This is a genomic window from Buttiauxella noackiae, from assembly GCF_000737905.1.
Lineage (GTDB): Bacteria > Pseudomonadota > Gammaproteobacteria > Enterobacterales > Enterobacteriaceae > Buttiauxella > Buttiauxella noackiae.
This window is the reverse complement of sequence record NZ_JPRU01000007.1, coordinates 69497-91199: the sequence shown is the minus strand read 5'-3', so window position 1 is coordinate 91199 and position 21703 is coordinate 69497. Positions and strand designations below refer to the sequence as shown.

Genomic DNA, 21703 nt, shown 5'->3' with positions numbered 1-21703 from the left:
AATTATTTTGTGAATATATTGCTAAAAAAAACCACATGAACTAAAACCAATACATCCAAGTGGTCAGACCTCCTACAAGCAAGGGAGTTTCCTTTATGTTGATTTTGAGTATTGTCGCAACCATCGTTCTCCTCGGTGTGCTTTTCTATCACCAGGTCAATTTGCTGCTCAGTAGCGCAATTCTACTGGCGTGGACAGCCGCGCTTGGTTTTGCTGGTATCTGGTCTATCTGGGTACTGGTTCCACTGGCGATAATTCTGGTGCCATTCGTCTTTACACCAATGCGTAAATCTCTGATTTCCGCACCCGTGTTCCGCAGCTTCCGCAAAGTAATGCCGCCGATGTCGCGTACTGAGAAAGAAGCTATCGATGCCGGTACAACCTGGTGGGAAGGCGATTTGTTCCGTGGTAAACCAGATTGGGAAAAGCTGCACAACTATCCGCAGCCTAAACTGACAGAAGAAGAACAAGCCTTTATCGACGGCCCGGTTGAAGAAGCCTGCCGTCTGGCGAATGACTTCCAGATCACGCACGAAATGGCAGATTTGCCGCCAGAATTGTGGGCTTATTTAAAAGAACACCGCTTCTTTGCGATGATCATTAAGAAAGAGTACGGCGGCCTGGAGTTTTCGGCTTACGCGCAATCTCGCGTACTACAAAAACTGTCTGGGGTTTCCGGAATTCTGGCGATTACCGTTGGCGTGCCTAACTCATTAGGCCCAGGCGAATTGCTGCAACATTACGGTACAGAAGAGCAGAAAGATCATTACCTGCCGCGCCTGGCACGCGGACAAGAGATCCCATGCTTTGCGCTGACAAGCCCGGAAGCGGGTTCCGATGCCGGTGCAATTCCTGATACCGGCGTTGTCTGTATGGGCGAATGGCAAGGCCAGCAAGTTCTCGGCATGCGTCTGACCTGGAACAAGCGCTACATTACGCTCGCTCCCATTGCCACCGTTCTGGGCCTGGCATTCAAACTGTCTGACCCGGACCATTTGCTGGGTGAGGAAGAAGATCTCGGTATTACCTGCGCACTGATCCCAACTCACACGCCAGGTGTGGAAATTGGCAAACGCCACTTCCCACTTAACGTGCCATTCCAGAATGGGCCAACTCGCGGTAAAGATATTTTCGTCCCGATTGACTACATCATCGGTGGCCCGAAAATGGCCGGCCAGGGCTGGCGTATGCTGGTGGAATGTCTGTCTGTGGGCCGTGGAATCACCCTGCCATCCAACTCAACCGGTGGCCTGAAATCTGTGGCGATGGCGACAGGTGCTTATGCCCATATCCGTCGTCAGTTCAGAATTTCCATCGGTAAAATGGAAGGGATTGAAGAGCCGCTGGCGCGTATTGCCGGTAATGCTTATGTGATGGATGCCGCCGCATCTCTGGTGACCTACGGCATTATGCTCGGTGAAAAACCTGCCGTTCTGTCAGCTATCGTTAAATACCACTGTACCCACCGCGGCCAGCGCGCCATTCTGGATGCAATGGATATTGTCGGCGGCAAAGGCATTATGCTGGGCAATTCTAACTTTGTGGCACGTGCTTATCAGGGTGCGCCTATCGCAATTACTGTAGAAGGCGCGAACATTCTGACACGCAGCATGATTATCTTCGGCCAGGGTGCTATTCGTTGCCATCCGTATGTGCTCGATGAGATGACTGCGGCGCAAAACAACGATGTAAATGCCTTCGATAAGCTGCTGTTTAAGCATATCGGCCACGTGGGTAGCAATAAAATGCGCAGCCTGTGGCTCGGTTTAACCAATGGCCTGACCAGCGCCACACCGACCAAAGATTCCACCAAACGCTACTACCAGTATATGAACCGACTGAGCGCCAACCTGGCATTGCTGTCAGACGTATCCATGGCGGTTCTGGGGGGCAGCCTCAAGCGTCGTGAACGTATCTCAGCTCGTCTGGGCGATATTCTGAGCCAGCTGTACCTCGCTTCATCGGTGCTGAAACGCTATGACGACGAAGGCCGTAACGAAGCTGACCTGCCACTGGTTCACTGGGGTGTTCAGGATGCGTTGTATCAGGCAGAACAAGCGATTGACGATTTGCTGCGTAACTTCCCGAATGCGTTTGTGGCAGGCATGTTGCGTGTCGTTATCTTCCCGCTGGGCCGTCGTTACGATGCCCCATCTGACAAGCTGGATCATAAACTGGCGAAGATCATGCAGATTCCATCCGCTACCCGCTCACGCATTGGTCGGGGCCAGTATCTGACACCAAGCGAGTTCAACCCTGCTGGTCTGCTGGAAGAAGCACTGATGGACGTCATGGCCGCTGAGCCAATCCACCTGCGCATCTGTAAAGAAACCGGGCGTAATCTGGCATTTACCCGCCTTGATGAGCAAGCTAAACAGTGGCTGGCTGAAGGGAAGATCAACGCAGACGAAGCGGCGATCCTCACCAAAGCTGAAGCAAGCCGCCTGCGCAGCATCAACGTCGATGAGTTTGAGCCGGAGGAGCTGGCAACTATGCCGGTAAAGGTGCCGGAAAAGCATCGCAAAATTGAAGCGGCATAAGCCCTCTACCTCTCTACACTAAACCCGCTTCGGCGGGTTTTTTATTCTTAACTCATGCTAAAGTGAATGAAACACTGCTTATCATGAGGCTTCCGATTGTGTCTGGTTTGAAAATTACCGTTCTGCAACAACCGCTGGTCTGGATGGACGGCGCAGCAAACTTGCGCCACTTCGATGTACAGTTGGATGGTATTCATGGCCGCGATCTGATTGTCCTGCCGGAAATGTTCACCACGGGTTTCGCGATGGAAGCAGCTAAACAGTCGCTTGCCGAAGAAGAAGTGATTGACTGGATGCAGTTCAAAGCCCAGCAAACTCAGGCAATGATTGCCGGCAGTGCCGCACTGCAAACCGATCGCGGGTCGGTAAACCGATTCTTGCTGGTACAGCCTGACGGTAAAGTCCATTTCTACGATAAACGCCATCTGTTCCGCATGGCCGATGAGCACCACCATTATCAGGCCGGTAACGAGCGGGTCATCGTCGAATGGCGTGGGTGGCGCATTCTGCCGCAGGTTTGTTACGACTTACGCTTCCCGGTTTTTTCACGCAATCGTAATGACTATGACCTGGCGTTATACGTTGCTAACTGGCCTGCCCCGCGTTCCTTGCACTGGCAAAGCCTGCTTGTCGCTCGAGCCATTGAAAACCAGGCATATGTGGCGGGCTGTAACCGTGTTGGTACTGATGGAAATGGCCATCATTACCGGGGTGATAGCAAGATTATTAACCCACAGGGTGAAATTCTGGCAAATGGCGAAGCCCATCAGGCGATGCGCCTCGACGCGGATTTGTCGTTAATTGCTTTGCAGGAATACCGTGAGAAATTCCCGGCATGGCAGGATGCCGATCCCTTTAGTCTGTAATTTCAACTAACTTCCTCGGTAAGTCGACCAAGACCATGGGGAAATTAAAAACGGCAGGTGATAATGCCCGCCGTTTTGCGTAATAACAAAGTCAATTTGCGCGCTCGGATACAGCGTTTCCCTGTGCGTTTCAGCAAAATACTGGCCGATTTCCGCCGTCAGGCGGTAACGCCCCGCCGCTAACAGCGCCTCACCGAAATCTTTCAGCCGCCCGTCAGCATCCGTCACGCCTTGCGCGATAGCTTCCCAGCTTTCGCCGATCTGCCGTTCAAGCCGGATCGCTACCTCTACCGCTGGTTTCCCCAACGCCGTATCAAGAATATGCGTGCTCAGTTGGCTCATTGGGAAAACACTCCTTCCAGACGTAGCAATGTGATTTGGCGTAATTGCTCCAATGCTTCAGCTTCTTCCTGGGCTGGAGAATTGTTCAGGCGGCGATAAAGTTCAGCAAGAATATCTTCACCGCTACGCCCCTTCGCACGAATAAGAAATACACGGCCGAACCGCTCTTCATATTCAGCATTTCCCTTTGCCAGTGCTAAAGTTAACGCGCTATTTTGCGTATCTACAGCAGACTGCTCACCTTTAGAGAATACGGCTTCTTTGCTATTCCCCCGTGCCTTTTCACCGATACGTGGATGTGCCGCCAGCGCCTGATTCAACTCCTCACCTCCCCAATCGAGAGTCAGTTGCGAAGCATAATGCTGTAACACGTCGACATTTAAATATGGGCGCGCTGCTACCAGATTTTCTGTCCAGGCAGGAATTGCAACACATGCTGCTATCAGGTTTAGAGCTTCATTATCAGACCCATCGTTAAACTCAATCAGAGTATTTTTCGCAGCCAATGCCATGATCGTTTGTGTATAAGCCTGCACTGCCTGCATCACATCCGCTTCCAACACAGACTCTGCCGGATGGTGACTAATTCCACGGTCACAACGCACAAACAACATACCTACCGGCCACTTTTGAGCAATCGCAATCGCATCATGCCCCGCCCCGCTTGGCAGCGATAAACTACTTCCCTGCACCGCTGCTACAGATGAGCTTAGCTGTTGTTGTAAATAGGTATCACACGGCGTGGCAGGAATTGAGTAGTAGATTTCTGAACTGAATGTTATCCCCCGCGCAGAGGCTATTTCATGCGCCTCACACAACAGTTTTTCCAGCAGTGTTTCAAGATCTGCATCCCGTGGGCTACGGATATCCAGCGTAAGCTGAACCTCACCGGGAATCACATTCGCAGCCCCTGGTAAGCATTGCAGCGAACCGACGGTGGCAACGATATCTGGCGCAAACTCAAGCGTCGCGTTCTCGACAGCAATCATCCAGGCAGCAGCAGCGGCGAGGGCATCTTTACGAATTGTCATCGGCACCGTCCCCGCATGCCCAGCTTCACCGATAAAGCTGCATTTCAAACGGCGAGCTCCATTGATGGCGGTCACCACGCCAAGCGCCAGATTCTTCTGTTCAAGCACGGGTCCTTGTTCAATGTGCAATTCAAGGTACGCACTAAACTCTTCCGGACTACGGGCAGCACTACTAATTCGTGAAGGGTCAAAACCGGCATTGACCAACGCTTGCGCAACACTAACCCCCGCCGCGTCTTCACACGCCAGCCAGTTATCCGGCCACGTTCCGGTCACGCCACGGCTACCCAATAATGTGATGCCAAAACGCGTGCCTTCTTCATCACCAAAACCCACAATTTCAATCGCTTGCTCTAATTGAATTTCGTGTTGATGCAAGAAAGAGACGACTTCCAGCGCGGCTAACACGCCGAGCATGCCATCGTAGCGCCCGGCATTGCGTACCGTGTCCAGATGCGAGCCCAGCAAAATGGACTGTGCGCCTTCTTTTGCACCTTCGTAACGCCCACAAATATTGCCTACCGCATCCTGCCAGGTGGTCATGCCGATTTGTTCCATCCAACCGGCAACCAGATAGTTGGCACGCAGATGTTCAGGGGAAAGATAGACGCGCGTCAGTTGGCCCGGCGTTTCGCTGATTTGCGCCAGTTCATCCGCACGCTGCATCACGCGGCGTGCGGCAGCACCGGCCTGCGTTACATTCATGACATGTTTGACCATCAGCGGCTTTCCTGAGAATAGGTATCCCACGCGGCCTGCATCGCCGCGCCTTGCGTCGTTTTAAAGCCAAGACGATTAAGCACCGCTTCCAGCGCGGTGAGCGTTTGCAGCACACAATCTTTACGCGCGTTATAACCCATAGTGCCGATGCGCCAGATTTTGCCCTGCAACGGGCCAAACGATGTGCCAATTTCGATATGGAAATCTTCCAGCAGCATTTTGCGCACCTCTTCGCCGTGAACAGCTGACGGGATCACCACCCCCAGCACGTTATTCATTTTGTGTTGCAGGTCGCCAAAGGTTTCCAGGCCCATTCCCTGAATTCCCGCTACCAGCGCACGCCCGTGCAGTTCGTGACGAGCGATCCCCGCATCCAGCCCTTCTTCGAGAATAATGCGCGCGCATTCACGCGCGGCAAACAACATGCTGGTGGCTTCGGTATGGTGGTTCAGACGTTCCGGTCCCCAGTAATCCATCACCATGCCAAGATCGAAATAATTCGAATAGATCATTTCATCATCACCGTCCTGGTGAGCAGCCGTACGGATCCCTTCTTCAACACATTTACGGCGGCGGATCACCTCTTCCATCTGTGCGCTGAGCGTTATCGGCGAACTGCCAGACGGACCACCGAGGCATTTTTGTAGGCCTGCGGAGACTGCGTCTAATCCCCAGGCATCCGTTTCAAGCTCGTTGCCGCCAAAAGATGCGGTGGCATCGGTATAGAACAGCACACCATGGCGGCGGCAGATTTCACCCAACTCCGCCAGCGGTTGTAGCATGGTGGTAGAGGTGTCACCTTGTACGGTAAGCAGCAAACGTGGTTTAACCGTTTTAATGGCGTCTTCAATTTGATCCGGGGTAAACACTTCGCCCCAGGGGGCCTCAATGGTGTGAACTTCAGCACGGCATCGACGTGCTATTTCACATAACAGATGGCCGAAACGCCCAAAGACCGGCACCAGAACCTTGTCACCCGGACGAATCGCTGACAGCAAAATCGCTTCGATACCAGAACGGGAAGTCCCATCCACCAGCATTGTCCAACGGTTTTGCGTACGGAAAAGCTCGCGATACAGCACCATCACTTCATTCATATAACCAGTCATGACCGGGTCATACTGCCCAATTAACTGGCTCGCCATTGCCCGCAAGACACGTGGATCGGCATTGATTGGACCCGGCCCCATCAACAAACGGTGTGGCGGATTGATTTGCGCGAAGTGCTGAATATCTGACATGGCCTTTCCTTTAGTTCAAAATGAAACAAAAGATTCTTTGTTAAAATATTCTGCAACTAATGTGCCATTCATTTTCATTAGTGGCAAAGAGAGAAATGCCGACACTTAGCTTTAAAAATGAGAGTTACCTGAAGTGCTTAATGAACCACAATGATTCCCGGAATCTGTGCAGGAGCACCATTATGGTGCACTAGCGTTGTTCTAACTCATCAAGCTCCGTATAGAGTTCGGCAATATGATGAATGCGCTGACGACCAGTGGTTAACGCTTCGTGTAACACTGCGTTTGCTAACAGGTTCACCAGACTCATTGCGCTGCTATAGCTATCGAAAGCTGAAACGCTATCCAGCGGTGCGGCAAAGTGCCAACGGCAGTATGGGGTCAAACCAGAGCCCTGTGCTTCGCTCATTACCAGCAGCGGCACCTGCCGCTTGTGCAAATTAGCCAGCAGTGGCTTGATGATGCGGGGTCGTCTACGGAATGCGATAGCGATGACACAGTCATGTTCGTTGATATCCACCACTTCTTCTGCCAGCGTCTGTCCTGGTTGCGGCAATAACCAGACATCACTACGAACTTGTAATAACTGCTGGCGTAGGTGCGTTGCCACAGGCCATGAATTTCGTAAACCAATAATAAAAATACGTTTTGCTGAAGTAAGTGCCGTGACGACATCGAGAAACTGTTGAGTATCCAACAAGCTAACCCAGTGTGTCAGGTTGGCCATTTCCTGTTTGTAATGCCGTGCAAGTAACGTGTTACCTTGTACCGCATCGCGGTTTTCCGTCAGGGGCATTCCGCTCTGACGCAAGGTTCGCAGTTCTTCACGCATATCCTTGTATCGGTCATAACCCAGGCGCTTAAAGAGGCGACTCACAGTAGCTTTAGATACGCCTGAAAGACGGGCCAACTCAGCGCTGTTGTAGCTAATCAGATCATCAAAATGGTCGACAATAAAGGCAGCAACACGCTGTTCTTGCGGGGAAAGCTGCTCGTATGTTGCTCTTAAGCGCTCGTCTAATTGTTTCATGATGACCTCTGTAACTATTGTTTCATTCGAGCCTGACACAGTGAAACAAACCTCGTCAACCTGGAACATCTCTTGCTTAAATATATTATCCAGCTTCCGTTCTGAGAGATAAAACGATGATGCAAAGCAATATGGCACCTTCCGGTATGGCCGTTACACCGCACCACTTAGCCAGTGAGACCGCATTATCCGTATTACGCCACGGTGGAGATGCTATCGAAGCAATGGTGGCAGCAGCGGCAACTATTGCCGTTGTTTATCCTCACATGAATGGCATTGGCGGCGATGGTTTTTGGTTGATAGTGCCACCAGAAGGTGAGCCGATTGCGATTGATGCCAGCGGTGCCGCGGGTTCACACGCATCTTTGGAATTTTACGCAGGCGAAGCATCTATCCCTCATCGTGGCCCGAAAGCTGCGCTAACCGTGCCAGGAACGCTTAGCGGCTGGGACGAAGCACTAAAAATCTCCAGGCAGCTTGGCGGCGGGCAACTGCCGCTCTCGCGTTTATTGGCGGATGCAATTCGCTATGCGGCTGATGGTATTCCGGTGACCCAATCGCAGGCGCTTGCGACCCATAGCAAATACGACGAGCTGGTTAATATCTCCGGTTTCGCTGAGACGTTTTTAGATCGTGGTGAAATTCCCCATGCAGGTAGTCGTTTCACCCAACCGCGATTAGCCGAAACGCTGACACGCCTGACCGTTGAAGGGCTTGATAGTTTCTATCGCGGTCCGTTAGCCATCTTAATTGCCAACGAACTTGCTGAGTTAGGCATGCCTTTAAACTTACAAGATCTTGCAGCTCACCGGGCCAAACGCCGTATTCCGCTGCATCTGCACCACCAGCATGGTGACATTTACAATATGACGCCCCCCACGCAGGGTCTGGTGTCGCTGGCGATCCTTGGGATCACCGATCATTTAGAAATGGCGCAGGCAAACGAAACCCAAACTGTTCATCGTATCGTTGAGGCCACCAAAAAAGCTTTTACGCTACGCGACAAATACATCACCGATCCACGCCATATCACCACTTCAATTCAAAGCCTGCTGGAGCCAGAGCCGCTCACCGCACTGGCCGCAGAAATTGACGACACAAAGGCCGCTGACTGGGGAACAGGTAAAGGCCCTGGCGATACAGTCTGGATGGGCGTGATTGATAGCAGCGGATTGGCTGTGTCGTTTATTCAAAGTATTTACCACGAGTTTGGCAGCGGTGTGGTACTGCCAAAAAGCGGTGTTCTGTGGCAAAACCGTGGAGCAGCGTTCAGTCTCAAACCCGAAGATTTATTAAGCCTTGCCCCCGGAAAACAACCGTTCCATACCCTGAATCCGGCAGCCGCACGGCTTGCCGATGGCAGAACGATGGTTTACGGCTCGATGGGCGGCGATGGGCAACCGCAAACTCAGGCGGCTATTTTTACCCGCCATGTGATCCAGGGGATGCCACTGCAAGAAGCCGTTACTGCTCCACGTTGGTTACTGGGTAGAACCTGGGGGCAAGCCTCAGACAGCCTGAAATTAGAAGCCAGATTTAGCCCTGAAACCTTCGCAGCACTAAGCGAATTGGGTCATGAAGTCGAAGCATTACCTGATTTCAGCGAAGCTGTAGGTCATGCCGGAGCCATTGTGCGCCATACCAACGGCATGCTTGAAGGAGCTTATGATCCACGCAGCAACGGCAGCGCAGCTGGCTTTTAAGGAGGAAAAGATGAAATTAAAAACTATCGAATGGCCCGCTTATATCCAGTTAATGGAGCAACTTCTCAATGTTCCGCTGGATGATGCTCGCCGTAAAGAGCTCGAAGTACATCTCACACGCATGGCCGCACTGGCTGAATCTTTGATGGATTTTCCATTGCCGCAACGTCAGGAAGTTGCCGGGGTTTATAAGCTATGAACCTACTTTCCATTCGCGATATTCAGCAAGGACTGGCTGGCGGTGAATTTTCTGCCTGCGAACTGGCTCATCTGACGCTTGCACAAATAGAGCAAGTTGACCCTGAAATTAATGCTTTTACCCACGTCACCTCCCAACGTTTACTGCAAGAGGCACAGGCCATTGACCGAATTCGTTCGTGTGGCGAAACACTGCCACCATTAGCGGGCGTGCCCTTTGCGGTAAAAAATCTCTTTGATATTAAAGGAGTGACAACGCTTGCTGGTGCGGAGCTTTTTAGTACGCAACCACCAGCACTTGAAGATGCGTTTGCCATCAAGCAACTGAGTGCCGCTGGGGCTATGCTCACAGGTGCGCTAAATATGGATGCCTACGCATACGGTTTCACCACCGAAAATAGCCACTACGGAGCTACCCGAAACCCGCATGATTTGGCCCGAATTGCCGGCGGTTCATCCGGTGGTTCAGCAGCAGCCGTTGCCGCTGGAATGGTGAACTTTAGCCTCGGTACAGATACTAATGGTTCGATTCGGGTTCCGGCTTCGCTGTGCGGCGTGTTTGGCCTGAAACCTACTTTTGGCCGTCTTTCACGTAGCGGCAGCCAGCCTTTTGTCGCCAGCCTCGACCATATCGGCCCATTGGCTCGTAACGTGGATGATTTAGCCCGAGTTTATGACGCCCTCCAGGGAAGCGATGCTACAGACCATTTCCAGTCAGCCCGTCACGTTGAACCGGTAGCCGATAAACTGGAAAAGCCCGCTAGCTTGCGTAGCGCCGTATTAGGCGGTTTCTTTGAGACCTGGTGCGATGATGAAGCAAAAGCGGCGGTGGCAAGTGTGGCTAAAATACTTGGAACCGACGAATGCATTACATTGCCTGAAGCAGAACTCGCCCGATCGGCCGCATTTTTACTCTCTGCAGCGGAAGGGGGAAACCATTATTTGCCGGCCTTGCGCGAACAGGCAGAACGCTTTGAGCTTAACTCCCGCGAACGCTTGTTAGCGGGCGCCATGACACCATCAGCCTGGTACACTCAGGCGCAGCGCTTCCGAACGTGGTTCCGTGATAACACCCTGCCACTCTTCGAAAAGTATGATCTGCTTATCGCACCAGCAACGCCCTGCAGTGCCACATTGATTGGCCAGCAAACCATGCAAATTAACGGGACTGAGCTTCCCGTGAAAGCCAGCATGGGTATGTTGACACAACCTATTTCATTCCTTGGTTTGCCAGTAGTCACGGTGCCTTTAATGACTGCAAGTGGGCATCCCATCGGTGTGCAGCTCATTGCACCGCCATGGCGGGAAGATATCTGCCTGAGAGCTGCCCATCAGCTTGAAATACAGGGTATGCTGGTAGGGAAAACCACCAGGTAAGGTAAATACTATGATGCGTGACAATATTGATCGCCCGGCAATCGTCAATGAGGTGAGTGCCGCTTTTTACCGCTACGAACAGGCGTTGATCAGCAACGATGTTGCGGTTTTAGATGAACTATTTTGGGCAGATCCCCGTACCGTTCGCTTTGGTGCGAGTGAAAATCTATACGGTATCGATGAGATAAGAGCTTTCAGAAATGCTCGTTCGTCTCAAGGGCTAGACCGGCTTTTGCAAAATACCACCATCACCACGTACGGCGATGATATGGCTGTAGCCAGCACGGAATTCACCCGTGAAGGAAGTGACAAAATTGGCCGTCAAATGCAAACATGGGTCAAATTTCCGTATGGCTGGCGAATTGTCGCCGCGCATGTCAGCGTGATGAGTTAAAGACAGTTGGCGGGGGAACAAAATGTCACCCGCCGCCACATCATTTATTCGTAATATGGATGCGTCTTCACCCAATGCTCGGCAATCTCCTGCCGACGGCATATCCACACATCATCATGCTGTTGCACATAATCCAGAAAACGCTGTAATGCTCTGAAACGACCTGGCCGCCCCAGTAAACGGCAGTGCATGCCGATAGACATCATTTTTGGTGCCGTTTCCCCTTCTTCGTACAACACATCAAAACTGTCTTTCAGATAGGTATAAAACTGCTCGGCGGTGTTAAAACCCTGCGCGGTTGCAAAGCGCATATCGTTGGCATCAAGCGTATAAGGCACAACCAGGTGGGGTTTAGTCGAACCATCACTACAACTGACTTTGCTCCAGAATGGCAGATCGTCGCCGTAATAATCGCTGTCGTACAGGAAGCTGCCATTTTCTGCCACCAGCCGACGTGTATTCGGGCTGTCGCGGCCGGTATACCAACCGAGCGGTTTGTTGCCGAATAAATCTTCAAGGATTTCGATAGCCTGATGCATATGCTGACGCTCAGTGGCTTCGTCCAGATTTTGGTAGTGGATCCAGCGCCAACCGTGGCTTACCACGTCGTAATCAGCGGCTTTTATTGCTTCAACAATTTCAGGGTTACGCGCCAGTGCCATTGCTACGCCAAAGACTGTCATCGTCAGGCCGCGTTTTTGGAACTCGTTATGGATGCGCCAGAACCCGGCTCGAGAACCATATTCATAGAGGGAATCCATCGACATATGGCGGTCAGGAAAACTGGCGGCACCGATGATATCGGAAAGGAACTGTTCCGAACCGCTGTCGCCATGCAGAACGTGGTTTTCACCACCCTCTTCAAAATTGAGTACAAACTGCACAGCTACCCGGGCGTTATTTGGCCATTGAGCATGTGGCGGCTTACCCGCATAACCTTTCATGTCACGCGGGTAATTTTCAGTGAAGTGATAATTTTTAGTTTTCGGTACTTCATTCATGGTTCGGTTCCTTATGAGCCGAGCCAGAATTTCAACTCAGCATGTCAAAACAGCCTGATAACGGCTTTTTATTCGGATACGCGAGGTCGCCATGCTTGCTGGTTCCAAGCCCAAGAGCGATGAGGGACTCGACCATTTTCACTGCTGCTGTAACGCCATCAATGACGGGAATGCCCAATTCAGCAGTCAATTCCCGTGCAAGATTAGCCATCCCACCACAACCAAGCACAATCGCTCCGCTGTTATCCTCTTTCATGGCTTGTATACAACGCTCGCGTACCTTCATCTGAGCAAGACCCGTGCCATCTTCCAGAGCAAGTACCGGTAAATCGATCGCATGCAGCGCTGCACAATGGTGCTCGAAGCCATACTGGCGTAATAAATGGCGCGCAATAATCACGGTACGCGGCAAAGTGGTGACGATAGAGAAGCGTGTCGCAACCATTGTTGCGGCGTGCATTGCTGCTTCGGCTATACCAATAACCGGGCCACTGGCGAGTTCACGCGCGGCCAGTAAACCAGGATCGCCAAAACAGGCGATAACGTGACCACTTACCCCTTGCTCTTTACCGCGTTTGATTTGCTCAAGCACACCAATAGCCGCTACCGCTTCATCAAAATGTCCTTCTATAGACTCCACGCCCTGTGATGGGCAAACCGCGATGATTTCGCTGGATGGGGCAGCAACGCTACGTGCCGCTTGCGCAATGGTGTGCGTCATTGCCACGTTCGTGTTCGGGTTGATCACCTGAATCAAATGTTTCTTCATACTCATTCCTTTTGGTTTTCGCCCCAATGGTCAGCACCATTTCCGGGCATAAAAATGATTGCGTGCACTATCTCTGCACATTTCTCGCGCTGCGAAACAGCACGCAGCGCCTTAATATACGCCGATATGGCTCTCAAACGCCGCCGTATTCAGCCTGCATTCCAAAAATTAAAACCTGGCCCAGTTCCTGCAACAAAGGTTTCAGACAATCCGTCAGCATCTGTTTTTATTAGGGAGCAGATATCATGCCAAGCATTGAACACAACACGACTGCCATGACCGATAGCGCAAACGTAGGGTACAGCCCGCGCCTGTGTAATGATGATCTGGCGCCGACGCGCAACCAGACATGGTCCTGGTACAATATTTTTTCTTTCTGGATGTCAGATGTGCATAGCATGGGTGGCTATGTGGTGGCTGCCAGCTTCTTCACACTAGGACTGGCAAGCTGGCAGGTTTTGCTTTGCTTATTGGTGGGGATTTGTATCGTACAGCTGTGCGCGAACTTGGTAGCGAAACCTAGCCAGATGGCAGGCGTGCCTTACGCAGTGATTTGCCGCCAGGCATTTGGCGTGTTCGGTGCCAACATTCCGGCGGTGATACGTGGGTTAATCGCTTTCGCCTGGTACGGTATCCAGACTTATCTGGCCGCAAATGCTTTGATGCTCGTTATGCTGAAATTCTGGCCCTCACTTGCGCCAATGACCACCGGGCATTTCCTCGGTCTTTCGCATCTCGGCTGGGTTTGCTTTGGTATTATGTGGGTGCTTCAGGCGATGGTTTTCTGGCACGGCATGAATACTATCAAACGATTCATTGATATCGCGGGGCCTGCGGTATACATCGTGATGATGGCGCTGGCAGGCTGGATTTTGTATCAAACTGGGTTTGACGGAATTTCGTTTACGCTTGCCAGCAAACAACTTAGCTCTGGCGAGCAGGCGTGGCAGATGCTTACCGCAACGGCGCTGGTCGTTTCATACTTCTCCGGTCCATTGCTGAACTTCGGCGACTTCTCGCGCTACGGCAAAAGTATGAAAGAGATACGTCGTGGTAACCGCTGGGGGCTGCCGTTTAACTTCCTGCTGTTCTCCATCGTGACCGTAGTGATTGTCTCCGGTACACAGTCCCTGTTTGGCAAAATGATCACTGACCCTATCGAAACGGTAAGCCATGTGGGCAACAGCCTCGCGATGGCAATTGGTTTGCTTACCATGATCACCGCCACTATCGGTATTAATATCGTGGCAAACTTTGTCTCACCTGCTTTCGACTTCTCGAACTGCTCGCCGCAGAAAATCAGCTTCCGTACCGGTGGGATGATTGCAGCCGTGGGATCTGTACTGCTGACACCGTGGAACTTGTTCCAGTCACCAGAGCTTATTCACTACACGCTGGATGTGCTGGGTGCGTTTATTGGGCCACTGTTCGGTATCCTGTTGACTGACTTCTATATCATTAAACGCAGCAAAATTTATGTCGACGATCTGTTTGATGACACGCCAAAAGGCCGCTACTGGTACAAAAGTGGTTTCAACCCTAAAGCGATTCTCGCGCTACTGCCATCAGTTGCCATTGGCTTAATCATCAGCTTTATTCCTGCTCTTCACGAGGTGGCTAACTTTAGCTGGTTTATCGGCGCGTTCTTGAGTGCAGGCTGTTACCGCTGGCTGGCACGTGCTGAGAAAGAGAGTGGCGTACTGGGATATAACGGGCAGGTTGTCGTTTCGAAGGATTAAAACGACGAAAGCCTGAATCATTTCTGATTCAGGCTTTCTAATTGTGGCGGAACGGACGTCCGCTTGTTATAAATCCGACCTTGTGCGACTCCATCAACACAACCCCTCTATATACTGCAATTTACGCTGTTCCACGTCCGATACATGTTAATACCATCCGAAGAAAGCTTTAATAAATGGCATACCAGATGGCATACTGAAGGCATACCCAGATTTACAGGAACACACCACTTATGGCCTTACTTACCGATACCAAAGCCCGTCATATCAAACCCGAAGACAAGCCGATTCCTCATGGTGGTGTCACAGGCTTAACATTGCATCCGTCCTCCGCTAAAGGGCGCGGGAAATGGGTGTTACGCTACGTCAGCCCCGTAACTCAGAAACGACGGAATGCAGGTCTTGGCTCTTACCCCGAAATTAGCATTGCCGAAGCGGGTAAACTCGCGCAAACCATGCGGGAGCAATTATCTGCCGGGGATGACCCTCTTGAACTCAAAAAAGCGGAAACGACCAAAATCGTGATCCCTACTTTTGAAGAGGCGGCAAGAAAAGTTCATACCGAGTTGCTGCCAGGATGGCGCAACAAGAAGCATGCTAAGCAATGGATATCCACGCTCGAACAACATGTGTTTCCAGTTCTGGGTACCGTTCCCCTTGATGCAATAATTCCTGCCAACATTGCAGATGTTTTGCGCCCTTCGTGGATGACTATCCCCGAAACATCCGGACGGGTAAAACAACGTATTCATAAAGTTATGCAATGGGCCTGGGCTCATGGATTCTGTTCGGCCAATCCCGTCGATGTTGTCGATCATCTTCTTCCTCAGCAGGTCAGCGCCAGTATACGCACCGAACATCAGCCAGCCATGCCCTGGAAAGTCATACCGTTATATATTGCCAGCCGTGTTTACACCGAGGATCGGTACAACGTTACCCGAGGATTATTATTATTTGTCATACTGACGGCATGTCGCTCAGGTGAAGCCAGGGCGATGAAATGGAATGAAGTTGATTTTAAACGCAAAATCTGGACTATCCCACCAGATCGAATGAAAGGTGGTCTTCGACACAGAATACCACTGTCCACTCAGGCAATTGAGTTGCTTGAACAGATGAGAGGGTTGCATGAGATCCTTGTATTCCCTTCCCCCAGAAAACAGACCGTTCTCTCCGATATGGTTTTGACATCATTTTTACGCAAAACCAAAGCCATCAGCGATACTCAGGGACGGCTTGCTGTCGCGCATGGATTTCGTTCCAGCTTCCGTGACTGGTGTAGCGAGCAACGCTACCCGCATGATTTAGCCGAACGAGCACTGGCTCATACTATCAGGAATAAATCAGAAGCAGCCTACCATCGTACTGACCTACTGAATGAACGACGTCCGATGATGCAGGCATGGGAGGATTATGTCATGTCCGCGGTCTCTAAGGCCTGAGAAAGCCGTTTTCCCACATACAGAGACTTTCAACCACTCATATAATAATCAGGGAGATAAATTTGTTAACCATTCAGGTAATACGCAAAGAAGCATACAGATTTCGGGAACTACTCGAAAAATGTGATTCTTCAAAAATTCACCTTGTTCCAGACAACTTCCCTGTCATGAGCTGCAAGCTTGCTTCGATGCTACTTTCCTTCCACTTTCTGCAATTATGGCCTGAGCTGGAATTGAAAGGTGTCTCAGGGGTAACAGGTAAAAATGATGCGATTACCCACTACTGGCTGGAACTGGATGATATCGTTATTGATATCACCGGAGATCAATACAATGTCCTCAGCCCCAGCAAACTAAATGAAGCTATCGTAAAAAACAGACCTTTTTCGCCTGTCCTTGTCGATCACCAGAAGGACTGCTATCTCTATAATTTATTTAGAATCCAAGGAAAGGAACGTTTAACCTGTGGATTTCCGACAATCGGTGCTGATTTCATCGATGAGATGGAATGTGATTATCGCCAGCTTGTTGGCTGATGGTAAACATAGAACCAGGGTAAGAGTGCAGATCTGCGCTTATATCGGCAAATCTGCAGCGGAGGTTCTACTGGCCTTACAGAAGCTATGACGTTATCTGACTTGTACCTAAGTTCCGGTAACCGTCACTTAAGTCTTTGGTGTTGTACTTCGCCAAGTAAGCGACTCGTAGCAGGAAGTCATAATAATCAGGACTTAACGTTAAAGCGTCGTGTCGTGTGAGCCTGGCACTGTGGTTCTTCGGGAAATGAACCCGACTGGCGTAGTCGGGATAATCAAGCCCAATCGCACTGCACCAGGCTTTCTGAATACGGGTTGCCATATTATCAGTATCACGTTTGGTGTAGTTCCCCAGATAGGCATAGACTTCTCTGTCAAACAACAGAACCAAGTGGTAGTGGGGATGTTCACTGGTGTCACGTTCTCTGGCCCAGATATAAGCGGGTAATGCAGGCTCACCAGCCCTGCCTGAACGCAGGTGCTCAGCCCGTAGCTGGCTTTTCAGGGAGTCTAAGGCTCGGGTGATAGCCTTCTCGTCATCTTTCTGAAAGCACAGCGGTAAATCAGGTTCATCGGTAGCATGAGACTGAGCAAATCTCAGGATAACAAACACGGCGAATATGCGGTTATTCTTCTTAAGAAAATCATATATCACCGCAAGCGATCGACGGAGCATATAGTTTGATATCCGGGATTGATATTTATCCTCTGCTGCCAATCGCAGGTATTCAAATTCTTTTTCAGATAACTCACAAGGTGATTTCATAATAGGCTCTTCAGGTAGAATTTATTGAATATTGGGTAGCGGAACGCTACCCAGGTAATTAGGTGTACTGGTCCCTTTGCAGAGATGTATTATCGCTACTGGTATATATAGGGCTGGTTATTTAACTGATATATAGTTAACAGATATATGCTACTGGTATATATAGGGCTGGTTATTTAACTGATATATAGTTAACAGATATATATTACATATACCGACCAATCAAAATCTAGAATGATTTTATTCACAGCAATATATTCCGCAGCCTGTCCGGGGTTAATACCAAAACAACTCATTGGGAAATAATAAAAATAACTCTGAAGTTATTCTTTCAGGGGGATGCTGCTAAATATGCTCCCACTACTGTGATACGCCGGTCTTCCTGACAGGATGTTTAGTTTTGCATCCAGTTCTGAAGGCGTCATTTTGGAAGCAAGATATCTGACGTAATGCGTCCCGCTGTCATCTTCCCATAACTGAACTTTTTTTTCGTCAGAAAGCTGTTCAAGAATAGGCATCAGGTTAGCTTTTTTTCTGAGCGGAAGATGAATTTTTTGCATAATTTCACGCCTTAAGAAATCATAAGATCCGTTTTTGACAAGATTATTTTCGAACCATTCAAGAACTATCTCAGTATAGGAAGGCCCCCTGACAGCATCCATTTTTACAATAAAATGGTTAAGGTACCATTCCGATATTAACAGTGCAGCTTCCAGTGTTTCCAGCGTAATAACTGTTGAGTCAGGGGTAATAAATAACTGCATCACAGCAGCAATCCTGGCTGTATGCTCAGTGAACCTGGCGCCCCAGTCATTATAGTGGTACAGTTTTTTTTCTGGCTGCATCAGATGATTTACGTGCCTGTCAAAATCATGTAACCGCGTCTTTGCATCTGGGGCAAAAACCATGCAGATGCGGGGTTCACTCTTTTTCCTTCGCTCAATCCCGGCAGCTATATGTTTTTTCTGAATAGAATAAAACTTATCAAGGTCGGATTGATTGCCAGGTACAAGTTCATTAATATCAATCAGTCTCGTGAGCAATGTAAGATCCATTCTTAAAATACGCGCATCTCCCCCCGTTGCCCTTGTTTTGTTAGCCAGAGATTTCAGAATGTTGTCATGTGGTTCCGGCTGAATCATCAATAACATGCCAAGCCGGGGATCCTTAATCTCGAAGCTGCCCGTTGACACACGGCTAACCCGATAATTATCGCCACACCAAAGGCTGTTAACAATTGCTATCTTACGGCGCATGATGCTTTCAAACAGAGCACTTCCCTCATCAGAAGTGATACCCATACAGGAGTAATCAGCCATTTCTTGCAGAAGCGCTTCCGGTGTAGGATCTGTTACCGTCAAATGCACTCTCACAGGCTTTACAGGTTCATTTTTAAGACATTCCTCCAGTTCGCGTCTGGCTTCTTCTATTCCGTCTTTCTGACGTATCGCTTTCTGAAGCGATTTCTTAAGGCTTTTACATTCTTCATCCCAGAGCACGTATTGTCGTTTGTACTCATCCAGACTGGCTGAAAATGCCTCCGCCAGTTCATGCTCAATTTGATGAATTTGCGCCATTGCTAGTCTGTATACCGTGGTTTTCTTGCTTCCCGATCTTGCCAGGCTTATATGGAAATGCGACACGGGTACGATAACACCATCAACGATTTCAACATCATACATATCCTGACAGGCCAGAGCCATGCTTGCCAGAATGGTGGAAAATGCAAGCTCAACAGAGGCTTTAGTTTTTCCGCATAGGAAAAATAAAATTTGCTGGATGAAAATCAAAATCGCATTAACATCCAGATTCACATCTGGATTTTCATTTTTTTTATGTGTAAGTTTCATTACATACTCCTTGTTGAGAAAAAAATTAAACCACCCGAGAGGCGATCCACTCGTCTAGAGAAGTAGAGCGCCAGCCGACAGATGCAGCCCCAAGCCGGATCGGCTTAGGAAAATCAGCATCGTAGTACTTGGATTTCGGATTCAATTTTTCGTAGATACTCGAGCGTGATATCCCGAGCATCATTGTCACTTCTGGCATGCGCAGGATGCGCAATGTCTGGCCTTTTGCTTCACTCATATTTGACATTTCCAGTTTTCCTATCAGATATCTTTGGCAGTCCTCGAACTTTGCCATGTCATCTGGGATACTGTCCGCGCAGAAAAATGGAAACCAAACGGAGGGAGTTCTGTGGAACATGCATTTGCAAATTTGATGTACGACTTATGTCAGGTTTTTGGGGTATTCAGGGAAGGGAGTAAACAGCGGGACATACGTGCTTATGGGAGTTTTTGGCGGCATCAGGCATTTTTTAATCAGCGCTATAATGAAATAATAGAAATAATTGACGAAGATAGAGTCTTCAGTGAAGAGCAACGGCGAGGTTTTTTTTATAAATACGAAATGTTTTATAATCAAATAATGTCTTACCCTGTGTTCACCCCGCTGAGCAGAGAGCAAGTGACCGAACGATATCTCCAGTTTGCACTACCTTCATTCGTAGCACTTGATGTGTATAAAACATTCACACCTGATAATGAATACGGATTCTACTACCATATCCATCATTTTTTATTGAGTAAACATTGCCCGGGACAGGAAGATTGTGAAGGAGATACCTTTGCGGGCGTTAAGAACTATTTAAGGGAATACATCGGTGAACTTAGATTTACTCACAAGGAAAACCTTTATCCCATTTATGAATGCATCAGAGGCATCAGAAAAAATAATGGTCAGATTCACTCATGGTTGATATTAAAAATAAACGATTGTATTAAAACTTATGAAGGTTGTTTAAAGGAAGCAGATTTCGACGAGAGTAAAGACAAGCTGAAGAAGCTTAAAACGGCCTACTTATCGCTTGATACCCTGCTGGCATTTGAACGGAAAGCTAGTCTGGTAAAACACCTTTCCTGTTCTTATCGATACCTTCGACTGGGAGAAGGTATGAATGACAACTATTATACAGCATTATGTCAGTACATTTATAAATCAAAAAAATTCGATGAAAGACTATTAGGCAATCTTTTAAATGAATTTCAAAAAAGTACAATTAAACCTGTTTCTATAGCCATAGAGAAAGAAGAATGGCTGGATGTTCAAGTCATTTGGGATATCGTTTTTAATTCTCATGATGGTGAAGTCTTTACAGAATTGGACTTAGTCGAGTTGATGGTTAACCTTAAAAATGCTTCAAATGCAGATATGCTTGGTGCTTATTTTATTTTTTCTAAAATAATTCATTGCATTTGCATTAATAATTTACAAGAAGCAGACCGTTTACTTAACGATATTTCATATAATTCCTTACCTTTTGGCTATCTTCCTGCAGCCTTCGGCATAATTAAAGTTGCTCTAAAAATAAAATCAAAAGGTAAAGGTATAAAAAATGGAGAAATTTTGTCAGATGTGAATATTATTCACTCCTATCAAAGTGTTTTTATCGATTATGTTGTAGGGTATCCTGAAGGGAACACTCCAGCATTTCTATTAACGGATTACCAAAACAACCTTGAAATAATGCATGTTATAAAGCAGTATAACGACATAGTTCGCAGAATAAGTGTTTATAATGAGCTGGATTTTTATGCCGTTCATCCACAATCTATTTCTGGAGTTTTGGATGAGGTTGAATATGCCTTAGGAAAGATAATCAAACGGATGAGTCTCATTGAAGAGGATATCAGCAGTAAAACACTAGCAGAGATAATTATAGAAGAAAAGATCCTTACAGTCCGTGAACTGAGTAAAAATCTCGTTAACTATTTATCTGAATTTACGCTATATAACTGCATACTCAATCTGGATTACATCATATCCTATCTGAAACTCCCTGGAGAGATATTGATTAATATTTCCAGCCTCAGAGCAAATGCGAAAGGGAGTAAGCGTAAACGGGAAATAATAGCTAATGCTATCTTAACGGCAAATATCATTGAGGGACGAACAAAATCTCAGGAAAGAGAAGGAGGATAAAAGATGATACATCCTCACCTGAGA

Annotated in this window: 19 protein-coding genes and 1 pseudogene; 10 read left to right on the top strand and 10 right to left on the bottom strand. The window is 48.8% G+C overall.

All coding sequences use genetic code 11. From position 1 onward, the window contains the following. Window positions 1-95: 95 nt before the first annotated feature. Window positions 96-2540, top strand: coding sequence for an acyl-CoA dehydrogenase FadE (fadE, locus tag IX31_RS21050; RefSeq protein ID WP_034461588.1), 2445 nt, complete (start codon window positions 96-98; stop codon window positions 2538-2540). Between the two features lie 98 nt (window positions 2541-2638). Beyond that, window positions 2639-3406 carry an amidohydrolase gene (locus IX31_RS21045; RefSeq protein WP_034461587.1) on the top strand — a complete coding sequence of 256 codons (768 nt, stop codon included), beginning with the start codon at window positions 2639-2641 and terminating at the stop codon, window positions 3404-3406. Between the two features lie 6 nt (window positions 3407-3412). Here IX31_RS21045 and uraH read toward each other — a convergent pair whose 3' ends face one another. From uraH to IX31_RS21025, 5 genes and pseudogenes are all read right to left on the bottom strand, one after another. Next, window positions 3413-3748 carry a hydroxyisourate hydrolase gene (gene uraH, locus IX31_RS21040; protein ID WP_034461586.1) on the bottom strand — a complete coding sequence of 112 codons (336 nt, stop codon included), beginning with the start codon at window positions 3746-3748 and terminating at the stop codon, window positions 3413-3415. Next, window positions 3745-4260 carry a 2-oxo-4-hydroxy-4-carboxy-5-ureidoimidazoline decarboxylase gene (gene uraD / locus IX31_RS23685; protein WP_241767214.1) on the bottom strand — a complete coding sequence of 172 codons (516 nt, stop codon included), beginning with the start codon at window positions 4258-4260 and terminating at the stop codon, window positions 3745-3747. The genes uraH and uraD overlap by 4 nt, the downstream gene beginning before the upstream one ends. Continuing rightward, window positions 4243-5499: pseudogene (gene hpxK / locus IX31_RS21035) on the bottom strand (allantoate amidohydrolase); the annotation flags it as partial. The pseudogene hpxK and the gene uraD, both read right to left, overlap by 18 nt. Beyond that, window positions 5499-6740, bottom strand: a complete 1242-nt coding sequence (locus IX31_RS21030) for a pyridoxal-phosphate-dependent aminotransferase family protein (protein WP_034461585.1) — start codon at window positions 6738-6740, stop codon at window positions 5499-5501. The gene IX31_RS21030 and the pseudogene hpxK, both read right to left, overlap by 1 nt. A gap of 190 nt (window positions 6741-6930) precedes the next feature. Further along, window positions 6931-7770, bottom strand: coding sequence for a MurR/RpiR family transcriptional regulator (locus IX31_RS21025; protein ID WP_034461584.1), 840 nt, complete (start codon window positions 7768-7770; stop codon window positions 6931-6933). A 116-nt stretch (window positions 7771-7886) separates the two neighbouring features. On the opposite strand from IX31_RS21025, the gene IX31_RS21020 reads away from it, so the two are divergent. The 4 genes from IX31_RS21020 to hpxZ are packed head-to-tail and all read left to right on the top strand — an operon-like array spanning window position 7887 to window position 11442. Further along, window positions 7887-9473 carry a gamma-glutamyltransferase family protein gene (locus IX31_RS21020; protein ID WP_034461583.1) on the top strand — a complete coding sequence of 529 codons (1587 nt, stop codon included), beginning with the start codon at window positions 7887-7889 and terminating at the stop codon, window positions 9471-9473. Window positions 9474-9483: 10 nt separating this feature from the next. Continuing rightward, window positions 9484-9672, top strand: coding sequence for an oxalurate catabolism protein HpxX (gene hpxX / locus IX31_RS21015; protein WP_034461582.1), 189 nt, complete (start codon window positions 9484-9486; stop codon window positions 9670-9672). After that, window positions 9669-11048: an AtzE family amidohydrolase gene (locus IX31_RS21010; protein ID WP_034461581.1), complete on the top strand. Its 1380-nt coding sequence runs from the start codon at window positions 9669-9671 to the stop codon at window positions 11046-11048. Before hpxX ends, IX31_RS21010 begins: the two co-directional genes overlap by 4 nt. A gap of 10 nt (window positions 11049-11058) precedes the next feature. Beyond that, window positions 11059-11442, top strand: a complete 384-nt coding sequence (gene hpxZ / locus IX31_RS21005; protein ID WP_034461580.1) for an oxalurate catabolism protein HpxZ — start codon at window positions 11059-11061, stop codon at window positions 11440-11442. Window positions 11443-11486: 44 nt separating this feature from the next. Here the strand turns inward: hpxZ and puuE are convergent, their stop codons facing one another. Together puuE and hpxA are read right to left on the bottom strand one after the other, a co-directional pair. Next, complete coding sequence (puuE, locus tag IX31_RS21000; protein ID WP_034461579.1) at window positions 11487-12443, bottom strand: allantoinase PuuE; 957 nt, start codon at window positions 12441-12443, stop codon at window positions 11487-11489. A 31-nt stretch (window positions 12444-12474) separates the two neighbouring features. Next, window positions 12475-13212, bottom strand: a complete 738-nt coding sequence (gene hpxA, locus IX31_RS20995) for an allantoin racemase (protein WP_081908693.1) — start codon at window positions 13210-13212, stop codon at window positions 12475-12477. Window positions 13213-13457: 245 nt separating this feature from the next. On the opposite strand from hpxA, the gene IX31_RS20990 reads away from it, so the two are divergent. The 3 genes from IX31_RS20990 (at window position 13458) to IX31_RS20980 (ending at window position 16929) form a co-directional block, all read left to right on the top strand. Next, the gene (locus IX31_RS20990; protein ID WP_034461577.1) at window positions 13458-14951 is read left to right on the top strand and encodes an NCS1 family nucleobase:cation symporter-1; all 1494 of its coding nucleotides are present in this window, start codon (window positions 13458-13460) and stop codon (window positions 14949-14951) included. 233 nt (window positions 14952-15184) lie between these two features. After that, window positions 15185-16393 carry a tyrosine-type recombinase/integrase gene (locus IX31_RS20985; protein WP_034461575.1) on the top strand — a complete coding sequence of 403 codons (1209 nt, stop codon included), beginning with the start codon at window positions 15185-15187 and terminating at the stop codon, window positions 16391-16393. Between the two features lie 62 nt (window positions 16394-16455). Beyond that, the gene (locus tag IX31_RS20980; RefSeq protein ID WP_034461573.1) at window positions 16456-16929 is read left to right on the top strand and encodes a hypothetical protein; all 474 of its coding nucleotides are present in this window, start codon (window positions 16456-16458) and stop codon (window positions 16927-16929) included. 85 nt (window positions 16930-17014) lie between these two features. Here IX31_RS20980 and IX31_RS20975 read toward each other — a convergent pair whose 3' ends face one another. From IX31_RS20975 to IX31_RS20965, 3 genes are all read right to left on the bottom strand, one after another. Continuing rightward, window positions 17015-17695, bottom strand: coding sequence for an inovirus Gp2 family protein (locus IX31_RS20975; protein WP_034461571.1), 681 nt, complete (start codon window positions 17693-17695; stop codon window positions 17015-17017). A 323-nt stretch (window positions 17696-18018) separates the two neighbouring features. Continuing rightward, complete coding sequence (locus IX31_RS20970) at window positions 18019-19545, bottom strand: YfjI family protein (RefSeq protein ID WP_034461569.1); 1527 nt, start codon at window positions 19543-19545, stop codon at window positions 18019-18021. Window positions 19546-19570: 25 nt separating this feature from the next. Beyond that, window positions 19571-19783: an AlpA family phage regulatory protein gene (locus tag IX31_RS20965; protein WP_241767212.1), complete on the bottom strand. Its 213-nt coding sequence runs from the start codon at window positions 19781-19783 to the stop codon at window positions 19571-19573. 111 nt (window positions 19784-19894) lie between these two features. Here IX31_RS20965 and IX31_RS20960 point away from each other — a divergent pair, with 111 nt between their 5' ends. Beyond that, window positions 19895-21679, top strand: a complete 1785-nt coding sequence (locus IX31_RS20960) for a hypothetical protein (RefSeq protein WP_034461567.1) — start codon at window positions 19895-19897, stop codon at window positions 21677-21679. Window positions 21680-21703: the final 24 nt, after the last annotated feature.